The following is an 18,082-nucleotide window of genomic DNA, read 5'->3' on the forward strand; positions in this document are numbered from 1 at the left end:
TGGAGCATGATATGCGTCGCGTTGTTGTAACCGGTCTGGGCATGGTGTCGCCCCTGGGCGCTGGCGTTGAAACAACGTGGAAGAATATATTGGCCTCCAAGTCGGGGGCCGCGACGATAACGCGCTTCGATCCAAGCGATCAGGCATGCCGCATTGCCTGCGAGGTGAAGCCGGCCGATCATGAATATGGCTTCGATCCGGGCAAGCGCGTGGATCACAAGGTCCAGCGGCAGGTCGATCCCTTCATCGTGTACGGCATCGATGCTGCTGGCCAGGCGCTCGAGGACGCGGGCCTTACCGACATGAGCGAGGCCGAACGGTTGCGTGCCGGCTGCTCCATCGGTTCCGGCATTGGCGGCCTTCCGGGCATTGAGAGCGAGTCCATCGTTCTTCATGAAAAGGGGCCTCGCCGCGTATCCCCGCATTTCGTGCACGGCCGCCTCATCAACCTGATTTCCGGCCAGGTCAGCATCAAATATGGCCTGATGGGTCCTAATCATGCCGTGGTCACCGCCTGTTCGACGGGCGCGCACAGCATCGGCGATGCCGCGCGGATGATCGCAATGGACGATGCGGATGTGATGCTTGCTGGCGGCGCGGAGAGCGCCATCTGCCCGCTCGGCATTGCCGGGTTCTCGCAGGCGCGTGCGCTGTCCACCAACTTCAACGATCAGCCGGAGCGCGCCTCCAGGCCCTATGATGTGGACCGGGATGGCTTTGTCATGGGCGAGGGCGCGGGCGTCGTGGTGCTCGAGGAATATGAGCATGCAAAGGCGCGCGGGGCCAAGATTTATGCCGAAGTGATCGGCTATGGCCTCTCAGGCGATGCCTATCATGTGACGGCGCCGCACCCGGAAGGCTCGGGCGCTTACCGGGCGATGGAGATGGCGATGCGGAAATCCGGCCTCGCACTTTCCGATATCGACTATATCAATGCCCACGGTACTTCGACGCCGCTCGGCGACGAGCTGGAACTGTCCGCCGTCCGCCGCCTGTTCGGCAATGCCATTGGCGATCTTTCGATGTCGTCCACCAAGTCGGCTATCGGCCACCTGTTGGGCGGCGCGGGTGCCGTCGAGTCGATCTTTTGCATCCTGGCGCTGCGTGATCAGATCGTGCCGCCGACGCTCAACCTCGACAATCCGAGCGAAAATTGCGCTGGCGTCGACCTTGTCCCACACAAGGCTAAGGAGCGGAAGGTGAAGGCGGTACTCAACAACAGCTTCGGCTTTGGCGGCACCAATGCCAGCCTGGTGATGAAGGCCATCTAGGAGCGATGGCTTCCACGACCGGTCATTCCCGCGAAGGCGGGAATCCATCGTCCCGCGCCGAACCAGGCAGGATGATCAGGAGATGGATCCCCGCCTTCTCGGGGATGACGATGATGGGCGGGAAATAACGCATGCGCCGGATCGTCTGGCTGATCATCCTTGCCGGTCTTGCCATGACCGCGATCCTGGCGTTCAGCTTTGTGCGCGGTTGGTATGGCGATGGACCCGCCGAGAAGGACACGACCTTGATCGTGCCAGAAGGCGCGACGCTGACCGCGGCGGCTCGGGAAATGGAAAAGGCGGGGGTGATTTCCTCGGCAGAGGCGTTCCTGACCCGCGCCAAAATCTTCGGATCGGATGATCCGATCAGGACGGGCGAATATCTGATCCCCGCCCAAGCCAGCAATCGCGCCATATTGGACCTGCTCCAGAGCGGCAAGGTCATCGCGCGACTGGTGACCGTCCCCGAAGGGATGCCGTCGATCCTGGTTTATGAGAAGTTGAAGGCCGAGAAATATCTCGCAGGCGCCATTGGCATCCCGGACGAGGGATCGATCTTGCCCGACAGCTACAGCTATGAGCGCGGCGAAAGCCGGCAGGCAGTGCTGAAGCGGATGCAGGGCGCCATGAAGAAGACGATGGCGGAGCTTTGGCCCAAACGCAGCAAGGACAGCGCCGTCAAGACACAGTTGGAGGCGCTGACGCTCGCCAGCATCGTCGAGAAGGAAACAGGCATGCCGTCCGAGCGCCGCATGGTGGCGGGTGTCTATTCCAATCGGCTGAAGATCGGCATGCGGCTTCAGGCGGACCCGACGATCATCTATCCCATCACCAAGGGCAAGCCGCTCGGACGCCGCATCAAGCGGTCGGAGATTGTAGCGGTCAACGGCTACAACACCTACTCGATGGCGGGCCTTCCCGCAGGCCCGATTGCGAACCCCAGCCGGGCGTCCATCGAGGCGGTGCTGAACCCAGCAAAGACCAAGGCGCTCTATTTCGTCGCGGACGGCAGGGGCGGGCATATCTTCGCCGACACGCTGGAAGAGCATAATGCCAATGTGAAGAACTGGTTCGCCATCCGCCGGGCACGGGGCGAGATGTAAGTCTGGGGATGAGCATAACGATAGCGTTCGATCGACGCTGAACGACCATTCGATCGCAGATTTTGCTTCCCTAGCTCGGTCACGCACGCCGCGCTTTGTGATTGAAGATCGTATAGCGAGCGACGAGAGCCCGACAATCGGCGGTGATCTTCAACTCGCCATCGCCGACAGATTTGGCTTGCGGCCGTTGGTATTGGTGAGACCTTATGTCTTGGGGCAGCCTGCCGCCTACATGAGTTATCTCGGACGCGAACTAACGGACGATTTGACAACTGTCGGGGAAGCGCGAGCATCGCCTATGATGATCGTATAGCGCTGCAGCATCAGCGAGGTGTTGAGGCGAAATTTGCAAGCTTGCCACCGACAATGGTCCCGTTAGGCTGGCTGCCTCTTCACTTCGCCATGAAAAAGCCGATAGCTAGTCCACAACCCACTCTTACCTGCCTTTCGTCATCAGTACGTTGGTGACCTAATCCACCACCAGCGTGAGCGTCCGGAACAGCGTCTTCTCTATCGGCGCGTCGAAGCGGCAGCCTATGTGGTTGCCGTTGCACCAGATAGCGGTGGCGGCGATGGGGCGGCTGCCTTCGAAGCGGAGCCAGAGGCGGTCATTGGCTTCGAAGCTCGCTTCCGTAGCGATGCGGCAGCCATAGATGGAGAGATCGAGAAGCTGGGCGTCGTGGCCGGGAGCGGCGTGATGGCGGATCGAGGCACGCTGCAGGATGACCGAATGGCGAAAGGCCTGACGTTGCTCGGCCAGCGCGGGCGCTACGCTGCGGTATCTTGAGTTACGCAATTCTGCTTCCCCTCCCGTGGGCGGAGTTTAGCGGGGAAAGGTTAGCAATGGGTTAAGCATGGGAGTGGGTGGGGAGTGGGTCTTGTAGGATATCAAAAATTAGTATGGCCGTCGTCCCTGCGCCGGCAGGGACCCAGCTTTTCTTCAGGGGCGCCACCAAAGGCAGCGGGGTCCCTGCTGGCGCAGGGACGACGGAAGCAGTCTGGGATAAATATCCCTTCGCCTCCCAAAAAAGCCCCTTACCCCTTCACCTGCACGCCGAACAGGTCGTGCTCGTCGGCGTCCTCGATCAGGACATTGACGATCTCCCCCGCCTTGAGATCATGGGCGTCACGCAGATGGACTTCTCCGTCGATTTCCGGCGCGTCGGCCTGGGAGCGGCCGGTGGCGCCGCCTTCTTCATCGGCGAGGTCGATGATGACGGGCAGGGTGCGGCCGATCTTTGCCTGGAGCTTGGCGGCGCTGATGGCGGCGGTTTTTTCCATGATCCGCTGGTAGCGTTCTTCCTTGACCTCTTCCGGCACGGGATCGGGCAGTTCGTTGGCCGCCGCTCCCTCGACCGGTTCGAAGCGGAAGGCGCCAACGCGGTCGAGCTGCGCTTCATCGAGCCAGTCGAGCAGATATTGGAAATCCGTCTCGGTCTCACCGGGGAAGCCGACGACGAAGCTGGAGCGGATGGCGATGTCGGGGCAGATTTCCCGCCAGCCCCGGATGCGCTCCAGCACCTTGGCCTCGTTGGCGGGCCGCTTCATCGCTTTGAGCACTGAAGGCGCGGCGTGCTGGAAGGGGATGTCGAGATAGGGGGTGATAAGCCCGTCGGCCATCAGCGGAACGACGTCGTTCACATGCGGATAGGGATAGACATAATGGAGCCGCACCCAGGCGCCGAGGCTGCCCAGTTCACGGGCGAGGTCGGTCATGTGGGCGCGGACCTCGCGTCCCTTCCACTCGCGGGGCTGATGGCGGATGTCGACACCATAGGCCGAGGTATCCTGGCTGATGATCAGCAGTTCCTTCGTGCCCGCCGCGACCAGCTTTTCGGCCTCCCGCAGGATGGCGTCCGGGCGGCGGCTGACAAGATCGCCGCGCAGCGACGGAATGATGCAGAATGCGCAGCGGTGGTTGCAACCCTCGGAAATCTTCAAATAGCTGTAATGGCGCGGGGTGAGCTTGAGGCCGCCTTCGGGTACCAGGTCGACAAAGGCGTTGGGGACGGGCGGGGACGCCTCATGCACCGCATTCACCACCGCCTCATATTGATGCGCGCCGGTGATGGCGAGCACGTCGGGGAAGCGGGCGCGGATCGCTTCGGCCTCATTTCCCATGCAGCCGGTGACGATGACCCGGCCATTTTCGGCCATGGCCTCGCCTATCGCTTCGAGCGATTCCTCCTTGGCGGAATCGAGGAAGCCGCAGGTGTTGACGAGGACGACGTCGGCATCCTCATAGCTCGACGACAGATCATAGCCGTCGGAGCGGAGTTTCGTCAGGATACGCTCGCTGTCGACCAGCGCCTTGGGACAGCCCAAGGACACCATGCCGACCTTCGGCGCTGCAGGGAGGGTGGTGGCCATGCGCGCCAAATAGGGATGATTGGCACAGATGTCACCTGCTTTGGATGGTTCGCTGATAATGAGCTTTTGGTCTCATGCTCTGTTCCCTCTCTCCAGTGGGAGAGGGATACATAGGCTTGGCTGGCGAAGCCCTAGTCGAAGTTGGGTGAGGGGCTTCATGCTACCTATAGGGCGGATGCCCTCACCAACTCCGGCTAGGCTGCCAGTAGCCAAGCCTGCAATGTCCTCTCCCACTGAAGAGGAAAAACTGACCGGCGCACCTCTTTTTAAGATTTCGGCAGATGCAGGAGCGGGTCGACCGGCTTGCGGTCCCGGCGGATTTCGAAATGCAGCTTGGGTTCGGAGACGAAGCCGCTGGCGCCCGAAAGGCCGATGACTTGTCCCCTGGTCACTTTCTGGCCGCGAACGACATTGAGGCTGTCGGCATGGCCATAGGCCGTCACCCATCCGCTGCCATGATTGATGAGGACAAGGCCGCCGAACAGCTTGATCTCGTCCCCGGCATAGGCGACCACGCCATCGGCGGCGGCCTTGATGGGGGTGCCTTTGGGTACGGCGATGTCGAGCCCGTCATTGCGCAGGCCGCTGCCGAACTGGCCGAAGGGAGACAGGACTTTGCCTTTGATCGGCCAGGCGAAGCTGCCAGTGAAGCGGGAGGGTTCGGTGATCGCGGCGGTGGCGGGAAGGGGTTTTGGCGTGGGCGTTGCCCTTGCCGTCTCTTCGCCTTCCCTGAGCGCGGGCTGGCCGCCGGTCAGGATGTCGTCGATGTCGATGCGAAAGGCCGCGGCGCGTTCCTCCATCGTCTGCGGCCGCTTGCCGGGATCGGGCAGCAGCAGCCGCTGGCCATTGCGGAGGATGAAGGGGTCTTCCAGGCCGTTGCGGTCGACAATGTCGCGCCAGGCAATGCCATAGGCGCGGGCGATCGCGATGCCGCTTTCCCCCTCTGACACCAAATGGTAGCGACCGGCGGGAACGCGAAGCTTCTGTCCGGGGCGAATGACATAGGGTGCCTCCAGGCCATTCGCCAGCGCCAGCATTTCAGAACCGGCGCCGGTGCGATTGCCGATGCTGCGCAACGTGTCGCCCGGCTGGACGGTGTAGAGGCTTTCGGCGACCTGTTGGGCATTGGGCGCGACCTTTCGGGCTTCCCAGACCGGTTCGGGCTCGATGAGTGCGACAAGGTCTGTGGGCAGGCGCGGGGCTGCCCTCTGAGGCGCAGGCTTGCTGACGGGCGTATCGGCGCTGGGCGGGATGCAGGCGCCAAGACTTGCCACGACCACCAGGGCAATAGCGAGACGGACAGTGGAACAGGCGCGCTGCGGCAAGGTCCTTCCCCCAAGCTGTTGGTCAGCCTCTTGCTGTTTAACGATCTGGATTCAGCCGTCAAATGCGGAGCGCAACTGGTCCAGGCTGTCATAATGGGTCAGGTCGAGGTGCAGCGGCGTGACGGTGATGTAGCTTTCCGCCGCAGCCTCCAGGTCGGTGCCCTTGTCCGGGGTGCGGATGCTGCTTTCGAGGCCGAACCAATAATAGCGGTAGCCGCGTGGATCGGTGCCCTCGACAATCTTCGAGCGGCCATAGTCGTGGAAGCCCTGCCGCACCGCCCTTATCCCGCGGACCTGTTCCGGCTCGACGGCAGGAAAGTTGATGTTGAAGAGCGTGCGCGGCGCCATCGGAATATCGAGCAGCGGGCGAAGAACCTTTTCACCCCAGGCTTCGGCGCAGGCGAAGGGGACAGTGTCGCCCATCCCCTCGCGCGAATAGGTCTGGCTGAGCGCGATGGCGCGCAGGCCTGCGAGCGATCCCTCCATCGCGGCGGATACGGTGCCGGAATAGGTGACATCCTCGGCAATGTTCGATCCGCGGTTGACGCCGGAAAGAACGAGGTCGGGCGGCGTGTCCTTCATCAAATGGCCGAAAGCCATCATGACGGCGTCGGTGGGGGTGCCGGTGACGCTGAAATGCTGTTCGCCATGTTTGCGGACGCGGACCGGGCGGGTGAGGGTGAGGCTGTGACCGGCGCCCGACTGCTCCTCAGAGGGAGCGACGATCCAGATGTCGTCGGATAGGGTGCGGGCGATCTTCTCCAGAACCTTCAGGCCCGGTGCGTGGACGCCATCGTCATTGGTGAGGAGGATGCGCATTATCTTGCCTTCTCATTGATGCTCTGGCCTCGCCGAGGCAGCGGCCCCGCTTGACACTCGGCAGGAAGAAGCGGGGTCCCTGTCTCTGCAGGGACGACGATTAGTTTTTCGCGGCCTCCAGCTTGGTGATGCCGCCCATATAGGGCGCCAGCACCTCTGGAATGATGACGCTGCCGTCCGCCTGCTGATAATTTTCGAGCACCGCCACAAGTGTCCGGCCGACTGCCAGGCCGGAACCGTTGAGGGTGTGGAGGAAGCGCGTGTTCTTTTCGCCCTCCGGCTTGTAGCGGGCGTTCATGCGGCGGGCCTGGAAGTCGCCGCAATTGGAGACGCTGCTGATTTCCCGATAACTATTCTGGCTCGGCAGCCAGACCTCAAGGTCATAGGTCTTGCGCGCACCAAAGCCCATGTCGCCGGTGCAGAGCAGGACACGGCGATAGGGGAGATTAAGCGCCTGCAATATTCCTTCTGCTGCGGCGAGCATCTTCTGGTGCTCGGCCTCCGAGTCTTCAGGGCGGCAGATGGCGACCAACTCGACCTTTTCGAACTGGTGCTGGCGGATGAAGCCGCGCGTGTCGCGGCCGGCGCTCCCCGCTTCCGAGCGGAAGCAGGGGGTGAGCGCGGTAAAGCGTAGCGGGAGCGCGGTTTCAGGAACGATCTGTTCGCGGACCAGATTGGTGAGGCTGACCTCCGCCGTCGGGATCAGCCAGCGGCCGTCCGTGGTGCGGAACAGGTCTTCGGTGAATTTTGGAAGCTGGCCAGTGCCGACCAGCGCTTCATCCCGCACCAGAAGGGGAGGATTGACTTCCTCGTAGCCATTCCCGCCGCTCTGCCGGTCCAGCATGAACTGGGCGAGCGCACGGTGGAGGCGAGCCATCTGGCCGCGAAGAGCCGCGAAGCGGGCCCCCGAAATGGCTGCGGCGGCTTCGAAATCCAGGCCGAGCGCGGGGCCGAAGTCGGCGTGATCCTGAGGCGTGAAATCAAAGCTGCGGGGCGTGCCCCAGCGGGCTTGCTCCAGATTCTCGCTTTCGTCAGTCCCCAACGGCACGTCATCGGCGGGCAGGTTGGGGATGGCGAGGAGCAGGGACTGAAGCTCTTCGCCGATGGCACGGTCCTCGGCTTCCAACTGCGGCAGGCGCTCCTTCAGTTCGGCGACTTCGGCCTTCAGCGCCTCGGCCTTTTCCATGTCCTTTTGGGCCATCGCCTGGCCGATCAGCTTGCTCGCTTCATTGCGGCGGGCCTGGCAAAGCTGCATCTGCGTTGAAATCGAACGTTTTTTTTCATCAAGCGCAAGCAGCTCAGCGCTGATTGGTTCGAGACCTCTTTTTGCCAGGCCAGCATCGAAAGCAGCCGGATTTTCGCGGATCAGTCGGATGTCATGCATGGCCGACACCTAATAAGCCGGAATGTGACGGTGGCAAGTCCAGTGGTCGAAAGCCTTGCTTATTAGGCAACCGGGGCGCATCCTGCTCGTTCCTTATCCTGTTGCCATAATAGGAGAAGCGACATGAAGCTGGCGCGCGATACCTGTGTCGTCGTTCTGGACGGAGAGAAGGCGCTATTTTTCCGCAATGGCGGCTTTGCTGATGTCCCCAAGCTGGAGCTGGAACGGGAGATCGTGCAGGACAATCCCCCCGATCGTGAACAGGGGAGCGATCAGCCGGGCCGGGCATTTTCCAGTGTAGGCGGGCATCGAAGCGCCTATGAGGAAACCGATTTCCATCAACTCGAGCAGGATCGCTTTGCCGCACAAATGGCTGATATGCTGAAGAAGCGGGCGCTCAACAATGAGTTCGACAAGCTGATCGTTGTGGCGGCTCCCAGAACCCTGGGGGCCATGCGAAAGCATTATCACAAGCAGGTCGAACAGCGGATCGTCGGCGAAATCGGCAAGGACCTGACGGGGCATCCGGTAACGGAGATCGAGAAGATCATCCTTCAGGCGTGAGGGGAGGGCAGGCGTAAGAACCCCCAAATTCCGTCGTCCGTGCCCTTCGACTGCCCGCAGGGCGGGCGCTGAGGATAAGCTGCGGCTTTCGGCCGCAGCCAGGGACCCCGCCTAGCTTGCAAAATTGAGGAAAAGCGGGGTCCCGACGCCTTAATTGGTTTCACATGGGTTCTGGTCAGACCTTCCCGTCCCGCTTCGCCGTGATCCGCCGGCGCGCCACCAGAGCCGCTGCGGCGGCGCCGAAAAGCAGGGCCATGGGCGGGGCGGGGACCTGGGTGCCGCCGGTGCTCGTGCTGGTCGAACCGCCGGTGCTGGTCGAACTGGAGGTACTGCTACCCGTCGAGGAAGAGGTCGACGAACTGGTGCTGCTGCTGGTCGAGGAGGAAGTGGATGAGCTGGTGCTCGTCGAACTGCCGCCAAAGCTCGATGAACTGCTCGATGTGGAGGACGTGCTGCTGACCACGCCGCTGCTGGTGCTGGTCGAACTCCCCCCGGTGCTGGTGCTCGTGGAGCTCCCGCCCGTGCTCGTGCTGGTGGAACTGCCGCCGGTGCTGGTCGAGCTTCCACCTGTACTGGTCGAGCTTCCTCCGGTGCTCGTCGATCCGCCGCTGGTGCTGGAGGAGCTTCCCCCCGAGCTTGTGGAACCGCCACTGGTGCTGCTTGATCCGCCGCTGGTTGTTGACGAAACCACTACGCTGCCGCCGCCGGAGCCGCCGGCGAAGAAGCCGCCGAAGAAACCGCTGCTGCCGCCAAAGCCGCCGCTACCCCCCACGACGACCGGAACAGCTCCGCCGCCAGCCATCGCCATTTCGGCCGGGACAGGGACGGGTGCGGGCGGGAGGGGAACGGGCGCGGCGGGCGTGATCACCGTAACAGCGGCAGGTGCGCAGGATACCGTTTTGACGGTCCGGCGCACACGCTTCACCGACGCCTTTGCCGAAGCCTTGCTGGCCTTCACATATGCAGGACGCGGTGAGGACTCGGCCACATGAACTGCACCGCCGCCAAGGATCGCTCCTCCGCAAGCGCAAGCGCAAAGTTTCGCTAAGGCCATCCGTACTGACATCGCTCGATACTCTTGTTGTTGCCCATGCGAAACGGGGTCTTCCTTCACCGTTACGCTCCCGATATCCGTAAAAAGGGCAGAAGAAGCCGCCCATCGCAATCGGATTAACTGTATTTTTGTTCGGTGGACGTGCGATTTAGTTGCTAATTCGTAACTGAACTTGGTTAATGTCCTGCAATGAAGCGCCGGGTCGAGTTTCTGTTAAGTCCAGGATGGAGCGTCAGGTCATTTTGGATGGACGAAGCAACTGAAACTGCGGATGCTTTCAGTTCGTCCTCCAACCTGACCAAGCGCGCTGAAACTGTCCCATGGCGGGCCAAGGAAGCAACAGATGTCACAGGTTCATGAAAATGAAAGGGCAACTGAAAGAATATGGACGCTTCTTCGAACATGGGTGCTTGTGCGGTTTGTGGAGCACGGGTATAGGCGCCCAACCAAGTCAAATAGTCCAGCGGCTGGCGAGGCTGCGGGCACTGTTGCGGAGGCCTTATGGCATCAGTTGTGAATTCTCCGGAAGATATGGAAACCCCCAAACGAGGACAGGTCATCCTCCCGGATGGTTACCGTCCTTCCCCGGACGAAGAGTTCATGAATGAGCGGCAGCTCGAATATTTCAGGCAATCGCTCCTTAACTGGAAAAAGAAAATCCTTAGCGAAGCAGAAGGCACGCTGGCGGTATTGCAGAATGAACCGCTTCGCGAGCCCGACCTTAATGACCGCGCGTCGAGCGAAACCGACTGGTCCATCGAACTGCGTACGCGCGACCGGCAGCGCAAGCTGATCGCCAAGATCGATGCCGCCCTTCGCCGGATTGACGATGGCGAATATGGTTATTGCGAAGTGACTGGTGAGCCTATTTCGCTAGGCCGCCTGGAAGCGCGCCCCATCGCTACAATGACGGTCGAGGCGCAGGAACGCCACGAGCGCCAGGAGAAGATTTCCCGCGACGATTAGGGAGAACTCCCAGTGGTGCTGGAACCGGCGCTTGCCAAAAGTGAAGTTTCGAACACCCTTCTCCGGGAGCCGGAGACGGGCCTGGCCCAACGCTAATGCCATGTCCGGTCCGGCCCGAAAAGGGCCGGTTCCGGGATCGGGCTTATGGTTCAGTGCGCCTTCAGCTCTTCCTTGATTCGCAATTTCTGTTTCTTGAGTTCTGCAAGGAGAATGGCATCGGGGAGGGGGCGGCTGTTTTCGGCCTTGATGCGTTCGTCGAGGCCGGCATGCTTGGCCTGTAGAGCTGAGATGTGGCTGTTCTCCATATATATCCTCCTGGATGAGTTAGGACATGGAGAACGGAGTAAATCACGAAAATTCCCTCCTGTCTTCCACTCTTTTCTGCCTGTTCGACGGGCCGATTGAGGATTTGCGATGGCCCGTGTCGCCATTCCCTCCTATAGTCCCGCCAACTGCCTTTTCCGGAACGGGAATGCTGTCTTTATGACCCCTGAAGAGATCATGCGCCGCCTGGAAGTCTTGCGTGTTGAACATCGCGATCTGGACATGGCGATCAGCGCTCTGGCCGACTCGAGCGGCCGGGATGATTTGCAACTTGCCCGCCTGAAGAAGCGCAAATTGCGGTTACGCGATGAGATGGCGACGCTCGAGGATGCGTTGATTCCGGATATTATCGCTTAGGATCGTTGGACGGGGGCAGCCTCAAGCTCGTCGTCCTCAAGCAGGCAGGGGACCCCGCTTGGCTGAGCAAGTCATTGAAAACGGAAGCGGGGCCTCTGCCTTCGCTGAAGCGACGGTTTTTGGGGGCGCCTATGCTCTTGTGTCATGCCAGCCGCCCCAATTCGATACGGCGCGGCTCTTCTATCAAAAAGGTGCTTAATGCGCCTGACATCCCCGCATCGTTGTGGCAGTCAAACAAGATGCAGGATGGCACCATATCGCGCGAAATGAGTCGGAAGCTGATTGACAGCCTTTATGTCGAGGCGATGGTCATGGCCGACGAAGCGCGGGGCTATTTCGATGCGCAGGCCGACATGGACCGTGAAGCGCTCGACATCATGGTGCGGGTCAGCTTTTCCTGTGAATCGCTGAAGGTGACGACGCGGCTGATGCACATCATTGCCTGGCTGCTGACCCAGCGGGCGGTGCTGAATGGCGAGCTGCACAGCACGGAACTGTCGGATCCACGGCATCAACTCGGCGACACTGCCCGGTCCGATCCCGGCGTCGTCGCTCGCTTCCCTTTTGCGGCACGGTCGCTGATCGAGGCGAGCCAGGACCTTTATGATCGTGTGGCGCGCCTGCAAGGCAGCATGATCGCGAATGGGGAGATCATGCCCATGATCCCATCTAGTCCCGCCCGGCAGCTTCTCGACCGCCTGGAGCGGAGTTTCTGACAGGTAGCCCCGCAGCGCGCGTTAGCTTTGTGACGTGAAGAGCGGACGTACCGATCAGTGGTGACGACGTTATCCTTTTACGACAGGTCCGTGTTTACCGGACGGTTCGCAAAGACGCAAAGACTCACGGCAACCGTGATTGCCGTCACGGCGGAAAGATACCACCCGGCGCAATTGCCCCTGGCCTGACCATGAGCGGGCTGGCGCAGCCTAGTCCAAATGGTTAGGACAGAACCATGTCCTGTGGCGAATTGCCTTTCCGTTTGCGTGCGATCCGATATTTCAGTTGCGCGTTCATAATCGCCGTTTCGCTCCCGCAGGCTCTTGCGCAGGACCAAGGCGGAAAGGAAGCGCAGCCGCTTGATCCGCAATCGCCAATGGACCCCATGCCCGGACTTGGCGTAGACTGGCCGGATATGGAACGGCCCGACAGCGTAAGTCCGCTGGAGGAGATGGAAGAGGCCACTGCCGAACCCGACGAAAAGGGCGCTGAGGGAAAAACAGTGGCGGCGGAGGTGGAACCTGCGCCGGCGGTCGACTACACCAGCGAGATCAAATATCGTGTCGTGCTGCGGGGCGTGGACGAGATTGCCGATGACCAGTTCCGCGAACGTTTCAATGACTTGTCGGTTCTGCGCCAGGGCGAAGGGGACGAATCCAACGTCGCCCAGATCAACCGCCGGTCCAAGGAGGACATAGAGCTGCTGCAGCGCATCCTGCGTGCGAAGGGCTATTATGATGCGCGTGTCATAAGCGAGCTTGTTCCCGCGAAAGAGAATGAGCGGCTTCAGGTCGTGCTGGATGTCGATCCGGGGCAGCGATATGTCCTCGATGAGGTAAAACTGCCCGGCCTCGAACAGGCGACGGAAAACCGGGACGCGCTGTACAAGGCCTTCCCGGTAAAGGCGGGCGATCCGATCGATGCCGACGAAATTGTCGCTGCCCGGCTTGGCCTGGCGACTGCGCTGGGCGAGAATGGCTATCCCTTCGCAAAGGTCCAGGAGCCGGTTGTGCGCGTCGACAGGGATGATCGGGTTGGCGATCTGACGGTGCCGGTGGAAACGGCGGGCTATCGGCGTTTCGGGAATATCCAGGTGCCGGAGGGCGACATCTTCAGCGCTCGCCATGTGCAGCGCATTGCCCGGTTCAAGCCGGGTGATCCCTATCGCACCTCGGAAGTCACTGATCTCAGGCGGGCCTTGATTGCGACCGGCCTCATTTCATCCGTGACGATGACGCCCAAGGAGACTGGCGATGGGCAAACCGTTGACCTAGCGGTCGATCTGGAGCGCGCCCCTGCTCGCACGGTGGCGGGACAGATCGGCTATGGCACCGGCGAGGGCATTCGTGCGGAGGCGAGTTGGCAGCATCGCAATTTCTTTCCACCGGAAGGGGCGATGACTTTCCGGGGCGTGGCTGGAACGCAGGAGCAGTCGGTCGCCGCCATCTACCGCCGCAATAATTTCCGCAAGCGCGACCAGGTGCTGAACGCACAGGTTTCCGCCAGCAATATCGACCGCGACGCCTATGATGCAAAGACGCTGCAGGTTTCCGGCAGTCTGGAGCGGCAGACGAACCTGATCTTTCAGCGGAAATGGACATGGTCCGTCGGCGCGGAACTGCTGGCTTCTGACGAGCGCGATTCCGTGGGGCCGCTGGCGACGCCGCGTAGGCGGACTTTCTTCATCGGCGCGCTGCCGCTCAGTCTTGCCTATGACGGAAGCGATGACCTTCTCGATCCGAAAAGAGGCTTCAGGCTGGGGATGAGGGTGTCGCCCGAACTGTCCTTTCAATCGGGCACTCTCGGCTATGTCCGGGCGCAACTTGACGGCAGCGCCTATCAGCCAGTGACCGGCAAGGTAGTGCTCGCTGGGCGTGTGCGGCTCGGCACCATTGTAGGTGCGCAGCGCGACCAGATCGCTCCTTCCCGGCGCTTCTATGCTGGCGGCGGCGGATCGGTGCGCGGCTATGGCTATCAGGATATCGGACCGCGCGATGCAAATGACGATCCCATTGGCGGACGGAGCCTCGCGGAGTTTTCGCTCGAAGCGCGTATCCGTTTCGGTAATTTCGGCGTGGTGCCCTTTGTCGATGCCGGTAATATTTCGACGGGCCAATTGCCAAACTTCGGCGATCTGCAACTGGGTGCCGGGCTTGGCCTTCGTTATTATAGCAACTTCGGACCTATCCGGATCGATGTGGGTACCCCGCTCAATCCGCAGCCCGGCGATCCGAAGGTCGCGGTCTATGTATCGCTGGGGCAGGCGTTTTGATGGCCGGCGAAGCTGAAACCCCGCCTCCGCGCCGATTCCGCTTCCAGGCGCGGCACTGGGTGTTCAGCGCGCTGGTCGCCGCGCTGCTTGTGCTGGCGGCTGGTCTTGCCTGGTTGGATACCGGCATGGGGCACCGCTTCATTGCGGACCGGATCGCGATGCTGGCGCCGAACTCCGGCTTAAAGATCCGCATCGGCGGGATAGAGGGGAGCATTTACAAGAAGGCCGTGTTGAAGGACGTCCGGCTCTATGATCCCAAGGGGCTGTTCCTTTCATCGCCGCGCGTGGAACTGGAATGGTGGCCCTTTGCCTGGTTTTCCAATCGGCTGGATATCGACCGCTTGGGCGTACCCGAAGCGACGTTGCACAAATGGCCGAAATTCGTTCCCAGCGCGAAAAAGGGGCCGATTCTTCCTGACTTTGACATCAGGCTGGCGCATCTGGCGGTGGGCCGCTTGTTGGTCGCAAAGCCGATTACGGGCCAGCCTCATCTGGCGGCGCTTGGCGGGCGGGTGGAAATTTTCTCCGGCCGGGCCAGGCTGGACGTTTATGGCCGGGTGATTGGGGAAGATGACCGTATCCTGCTGACGCTGGATTCGCGGCCAGATGAAGACATGTTCGATATCCGGGCCGATGTGAATGCGCCGGAGAATGGTCTTGTGGGAACGCTGGCGGGCCTTAAAGAGCACGCAAGCTTGCAGATTGCGGGCGAGGGGAACTGGACCCGATGGAAAGGAGCGCTGACCGCCAGGCTCGATAACAAACCGCTGGCGGACCTCAGCATGGAGGCGGCAAAGGGACAGTACCGGCTGACAGGAGCGGTGCAGCCGCAGCTTTTGCGTCCGGGCCTGATCGGCCGCCTGTCCGAGCCGAGTCTGGAAGTGGATGCCTCTGGCACATTTGAGCGGCGGTTCCTCAAAGGGCAGCTTGGCCTGCGTTCAGAGGCAATCGAACTGACCGCGCGCGGCGGCATCGACCTGGCGCACAGCCTGATCGACGATTTGCGGATCGAGACATGGTTGCGGCGGCCCTCGGCTTTCGTGAAAGCAGCTAGAGGCCGGAAGGTGGAGTTGAAGTTCCGGCTCGATGGGCCCCTTGATCAGGCGCGGTTCGAATATCTGCTGACGGCACCGGAGCTTGCCTTTGGGGCTACGCGGTTCATCGCCATGCGCGCTTCTGGCGAAGGTCAGGTGCGAAAGGAAGGGCCGACGCTGATCCCGATCGATATGCACGCGCGGCGGATGATCGGTCAGGGTCAGGTGATCGAAGGGATTTTCGCCAACCTGACGCTGAAGGGCATGTTGCAGCTTAAAGGGCAGACCATAACCAGCAACAAGATGCGCCTTTATGCGGCAAAGCTCCGCAGCCAACTGGTACTGCTGGCAGATCTTTCGACAGGCAAATTTGATGCGGCGCTGACCGGAAACATCCGTGGCTTGCTGATGCCAGGTCTGGGACTGGTCGATGTGCGGTCGGATATTCGTGCGGTGCCGGGCAAGGGCGGCGCCTTTTCATTGAGCGGCAGGGCGCGGGCCGATGTGCGGCGGCTGGACAATGGCTTTTTGCGAGGGCTGGCAGGCGGCTTGCCCAGCGTGTTCACCAACCTGTCACTGGGCCCTGACGGGCGGTTGCTGTTGGGCGGCATCAAGCTGGAGGCACCGCAGTTAAGGCTGAGCGCCAATGGCTATCGCCGTCCCAATGGGACTTTCCTTTTGTCCGGCGCGGGAAATCATCGGCGCTATGGTCCGCTGCGGCTGACGCTGGACGGGAGGATCGACCGCCCGAGCGTGGACCTGGTGCTGGCGCGGCCGCTGGACGCGGCTGGCCTCGCCAATGTCCGGGTCAAGCTGACGCCTGATCCCACGGGCTTCGAGTTTACCGTGGAGGGCGGATCGCGGCTGGGGCCTTTTGACGGGGAAGGACGCATTCTGCTGCCGCGCGGCGGAGATGCCGTGATCGATATTGAGCGCCTCTCGGTTTCGGAAACCGCCGCATCGGGTCAGATCAGGCCGGTCACCGGCGGACTTGACGGGCGGCTGGAGATTTCGGGCGGCGGCATGACGGGCTTTGTCGCGCTGCAGCCGGTGAACGGCGTGCAGCAGGTCAGGACGGAGCTGAACGCGCAGAACGCGGACTTCGCCGGACCCCCGGCTTTCCGCGTGCGCCGGGGAACGATGACGGCTTCCGTTATCCTGGGGCCGCAGGGAACCACCGTCGATGCCGCGCTTCACGCTCGGGGCGTCCGGCGAGGTACGATGCGCGTCGGGCGGATCGACGCAAGCACTCGTCTGGTGGATGGCCGGGGCACTGCCACGGCAAGCCTGTCGGGGCAGCGGGGACGGCTGTTCGACCTGCGTTTCGACGCCGATATTGCACCGGGCCGCGTTGCGCTGAATGCAAGCGGAACGCTTGACCGCAAGCCCATCCGCCTGGTTCGCCCGGCCGTACTCACCAGCCGTGATGACGGCGGCTGGGCTCTCGCGCCCACCACGATCGCCTTTGCCGGAGGGCGGACGCAATTGTCGGGCGAGCTTGGCGGCCCAAGCACGCGCCTGGAGGCGCGGCTGGACCGCCTGCCGCTCAGCCTGCTCGACATCTATAATGAGGAGCTGGGACTTGGCGGCGTTGCGTCGGGCACATTGAGCTATGTGGGGGTGAGGGACGAGCTGCCCACAGGTGCTGCGCAACTGCGTATCCGCGGCTTGACCCGTTCCGGCCTGGCGGTGTCGTCGCAGCCGGTCGATCTGGGCGTGAATGCCGCCCTCACCAGCAGCAGCGCGGTTGCGCGGGCAGTGGTGGTTCGCGAGGGCAAGACCATCGGCAAGGCCCAATTAAGGCTCGTGCCACTGGGGCAGGGCTATGTGCTTGACCGGCTGATGCGGGCAACGCTGTTTGCGCAGCTTCGCTATAACGGACCGGCTGACACATTATGGCGACTGACCAACGTCGAGACCTTCGACCTGTCGGGGCCCATATCTGTCGGAATGGACGCGCGCGGGTCACTGGCAACGCCTGCCATCAGAGGTTCGGTCGTAGCCGATGACGCCCGCTTTTCCAGCCCCATCACCGGAATGGCGCTGAGCAACGTCAAGGCGCGGGGGAGCTTCACCGGCTCGCGCCTGGTGCTTTCCAGTTTCAGCGGGCAGTCGAAAAATGGCGGGACGGTTTCGGGTGGCGGCAGCTTCGACCTGGGCGTGCCCGCGGGGATCGGCATCGACATGCGCTTGCAGGCGGAAAATGCGGTGCTGCTGGACCGGGACGATATTGGCGCGACCGTCACCGGCCCGCTCTCCATCCAGTCGAATGGCGTGGGCGGGATCATTTCCGGCGATGTGCAGCTTGTCCGCAGCCGCTTCATGCTGGGCCGGGCGAGCGCGGTCGCCGAGGTGCCAGAGCTCAAGGTGATCGAGATCAACCGGCGGGGCGAGGTGGTAGAAGAGGATGACGCCGCGCGCAGCTCGCCCTGGCGCCTTGATATCAAGGCCAGGGCGCGCAACCGGCTGACGGTGGTCGGCCTGGGGCTGGAGAGCGAGTGGCGCGCGGACCTGGCGATCGG

The 18,082-nt window shown here is 62.0% G+C and carries 15 protein-coding genes; 9 read left to right on the forward strand and 6 right to left on the reverse strand.

What is annotated here, in order from left to right; genetic code table 11:
• The first annotated feature begins 11 nt into the window (after positions 1-11).
• Positions 12-1,271 (forward strand): beta-ketoacyl-ACP synthase II, encoded by a 1,260-nt coding sequence (fabF, locus tag VJS46_RS10475; protein ID WP_324059988.1) that lies wholly within the window; start codon positions 12-14, stop codon positions 1,269-1,271.
• Positions 1,272-1,402: 131 nt separating this feature from the next.
• Positions 1,403-2,374 carry an endolytic transglycosylase MltG gene (gene mltG, locus VJS46_RS10480; RefSeq protein ID WP_324059989.1) on the forward strand — a complete coding sequence of 324 codons (972 nt, stop codon included), beginning with the start codon at positions 1,403-1,405 and terminating at the stop codon, positions 2,372-2,374.
• A gap of 469 nt (positions 2,375-2,843) precedes the next feature.
• On the opposite strand, the gene VJS46_RS10485 is transcribed toward mltG, so the two are convergent.
• The 5 genes from VJS46_RS10485 to serS form a co-directional block, all read right to left on the reverse strand.
• Positions 2,844-3,170 (reverse strand): PilZ domain-containing protein, encoded by a 327-nt coding sequence (locus VJS46_RS10485; RefSeq protein ID WP_324059990.1) that lies wholly within the window; start codon positions 3,168-3,170, stop codon positions 2,844-2,846.
• Between the two features lie 239 nt (positions 3,171-3,409).
• Positions 3,410-4,744: a 30S ribosomal protein S12 methylthiotransferase RimO gene (rimO, locus tag VJS46_RS10490; RefSeq protein ID WP_324059991.1), complete on the reverse strand. Its 1,335-nt coding sequence runs from the start codon at positions 4,742-4,744 to the stop codon at positions 3,410-3,412.
• A 266-nt stretch (positions 4,745-5,010) separates the two neighbouring features.
• On the reverse strand, positions 5,011-6,069 hold the full coding sequence (locus tag VJS46_RS10495; RefSeq protein ID WP_324059992.1) for a M23 family metallopeptidase: 1,059 nt from the start codon (positions 6,067-6,069) through the stop codon (positions 5,011-5,013).
• Between the two features lie 51 nt (positions 6,070-6,120).
• A complete protein-coding gene (surE, locus tag VJS46_RS10500) occupies positions 6,121-6,888 on the reverse strand; it encodes a 5'/3'-nucleotidase SurE (RefSeq protein ID WP_324059993.1) in 768 nt (255 codons plus the stop codon).
• A 100-nt stretch (positions 6,889-6,988) separates the two neighbouring features.
• A complete protein-coding gene (gene serS / locus VJS46_RS10505; RefSeq protein ID WP_324059994.1) occupies positions 6,989-8,272 on the reverse strand; it encodes a serine--tRNA ligase in 1,284 nt (427 codons plus the stop codon).
• 123 nt (positions 8,273-8,395) lie between these two features.
• Here serS and VJS46_RS10510 point away from each other — a divergent pair, with 123 nt between their 5' ends.
• The 3 genes from VJS46_RS10510 (at position 8,396) to dksA (ending at position 10,856) form a co-directional block, all read left to right on the forward strand.
• Positions 8,396-8,836, forward strand: a complete 441-nt coding sequence (locus VJS46_RS10510) for a host attachment family protein (RefSeq protein ID WP_324059995.1) — start codon at positions 8,396-8,398, stop codon at positions 8,834-8,836.
• A gap of 164 nt (positions 8,837-9,000) precedes the next feature.
• The gene (locus VJS46_RS10515; RefSeq protein ID WP_324059996.1) at positions 9,001-9,828 is read left to right on the forward strand and encodes a hypothetical protein; all 828 of its coding nucleotides are present in this window, start codon (positions 9,001-9,003) and stop codon (positions 9,826-9,828) included.
• Positions 9,829-10,391: 563 nt separating this feature from the next.
• On the forward strand, positions 10,392-10,856 hold the full coding sequence (gene dksA / locus VJS46_RS10520) for an RNA polymerase-binding protein DksA (RefSeq protein WP_324059997.1): 465 nt from the start codon (positions 10,392-10,394) through the stop codon (positions 10,854-10,856).
• Positions 10,857-11,005: 149 nt separating this feature from the next.
• On the opposite strand, the gene VJS46_RS10525 is transcribed toward dksA, so the two are convergent.
• The gene (locus VJS46_RS10525; RefSeq protein ID WP_324059998.1) at positions 11,006-11,161 is read right to left on the reverse strand and encodes a YdcH family protein; all 156 of its coding nucleotides are present in this window, start codon (positions 11,159-11,161) and stop codon (positions 11,006-11,008) included.
• Between the two features lie 178 nt (positions 11,162-11,339).
• On the opposite strand from VJS46_RS10525, the gene VJS46_RS10530 reads away from it, so the two are divergent.
• From VJS46_RS10530 to VJS46_RS10545, 4 genes are all read left to right on the forward strand, one after another.
• Positions 11,340-11,537, forward strand: coding sequence for a YdcH family protein (locus VJS46_RS10530; RefSeq protein ID WP_324060002.1), 198 nt, complete (start codon positions 11,340-11,342; stop codon positions 11,535-11,537).
• Between the two features lie 266 nt (positions 11,538-11,803).
• A complete protein-coding gene (locus VJS46_RS10535) occupies positions 11,804-12,253 on the forward strand; it encodes a DUF1465 family protein (RefSeq protein WP_324059999.1) in 450 nt (149 codons plus the stop codon).
• 377 nt (positions 12,254-12,630) lie between these two features.
• Positions 12,631-14,526: an autotransporter assembly complex protein TamA gene (locus tag VJS46_RS10540; protein WP_414708001.1), complete on the forward strand. Its 1,896-nt coding sequence runs from the start codon at positions 12,631-12,633 to the stop codon at positions 14,524-14,526.
• A partial coding sequence (locus VJS46_RS10545) for a translocation/assembly module TamB domain-containing protein (protein WP_324060001.1) occupies positions 14,526-18,082 on the forward strand: 3,557 nt, incomplete at its 3' end. The genes VJS46_RS10540 and VJS46_RS10545, both read left to right, overlap by 1 nt.

The sequence above is a fragment of the Rhizorhapis sp. genome, assembly GCF_035276005.1.
Classification (GTDB): Bacteria; Pseudomonadota; Alphaproteobacteria; order Sphingomonadales; family Sphingomonadaceae; genus Rhizorhapis.

What these genes read in the sequence shown, in the direction of transcription:
- fabF (WP_324059988.1), top strand. Translation starts at nt 12, where the DNA reads ATGCGTCGCGTTGTTGTAACCGGTCTGGGCATGGTGTCGCCCCTGGGC.
- mltG (WP_324059989.1), top strand. Translation starts at nt 1,403, where the DNA reads ATGCGCCGGATCGTCTGGCTGATCATCCTTGCCGGTCTTGCCATGACC.
- rimO (WP_324059991.1), bottom strand. Translation starts at nt 4,744, where the DNA reads ATGGCCACCACCCTCCCTGCAGCGCCGAAGGTCGGCATGGTGTCCTTG.
- surE (WP_324059993.1), bottom strand. Translation starts at nt 6,888, where the DNA reads ATGCGCATCCTCCTCACCAATGACGATGGCGTCCACGCACCGGGCCTG.
- serS (WP_324059994.1), bottom strand. Translation starts at nt 8,272, where the DNA reads ATGCATGACATCCGACTGATCCGCGAAAATCCGGCTGCTTTCGATGCT.
- VJS46_RS10510 (WP_324059995.1), top strand. Translation starts at nt 8,396, where the DNA reads ATGAAGCTGGCGCGCGATACCTGTGTCGTCGTTCTGGACGGAGAGAAG.
- VJS46_RS10515 (WP_324059996.1), top strand. Translation starts at nt 9,001, where the DNA reads ATGGGTTCTGGTCAGACCTTCCCGTCCCGCTTCGCCGTGATCCGCCGG.
- dksA (WP_324059997.1), top strand. Translation starts at nt 10,392, where the DNA reads ATGGCATCAGTTGTGAATTCTCCGGAAGATATGGAAACCCCCAAACGA.
- VJS46_RS10525 (WP_324059998.1), bottom strand. Translation starts at nt 11,161, where the DNA reads ATGGAGAACAGCCACATCTCAGCTCTACAGGCCAAGCATGCCGGCCTC.
- VJS46_RS10530 (WP_324060002.1), top strand. Translation starts at nt 11,340, where the DNA reads ATGACCCCTGAAGAGATCATGCGCCGCCTGGAAGTCTTGCGTGTTGAA.
- VJS46_RS10535 (WP_324059999.1), top strand. Translation starts at nt 11,804, where the DNA reads ATGAGTCGGAAGCTGATTGACAGCCTTTATGTCGAGGCGATGGTCATG.
- VJS46_RS10540 (WP_414708001.1), top strand. Translation starts at nt 12,631, where the DNA reads ATGGACCCCATGCCCGGACTTGGCGTAGACTGGCCGGATATGGAACGG.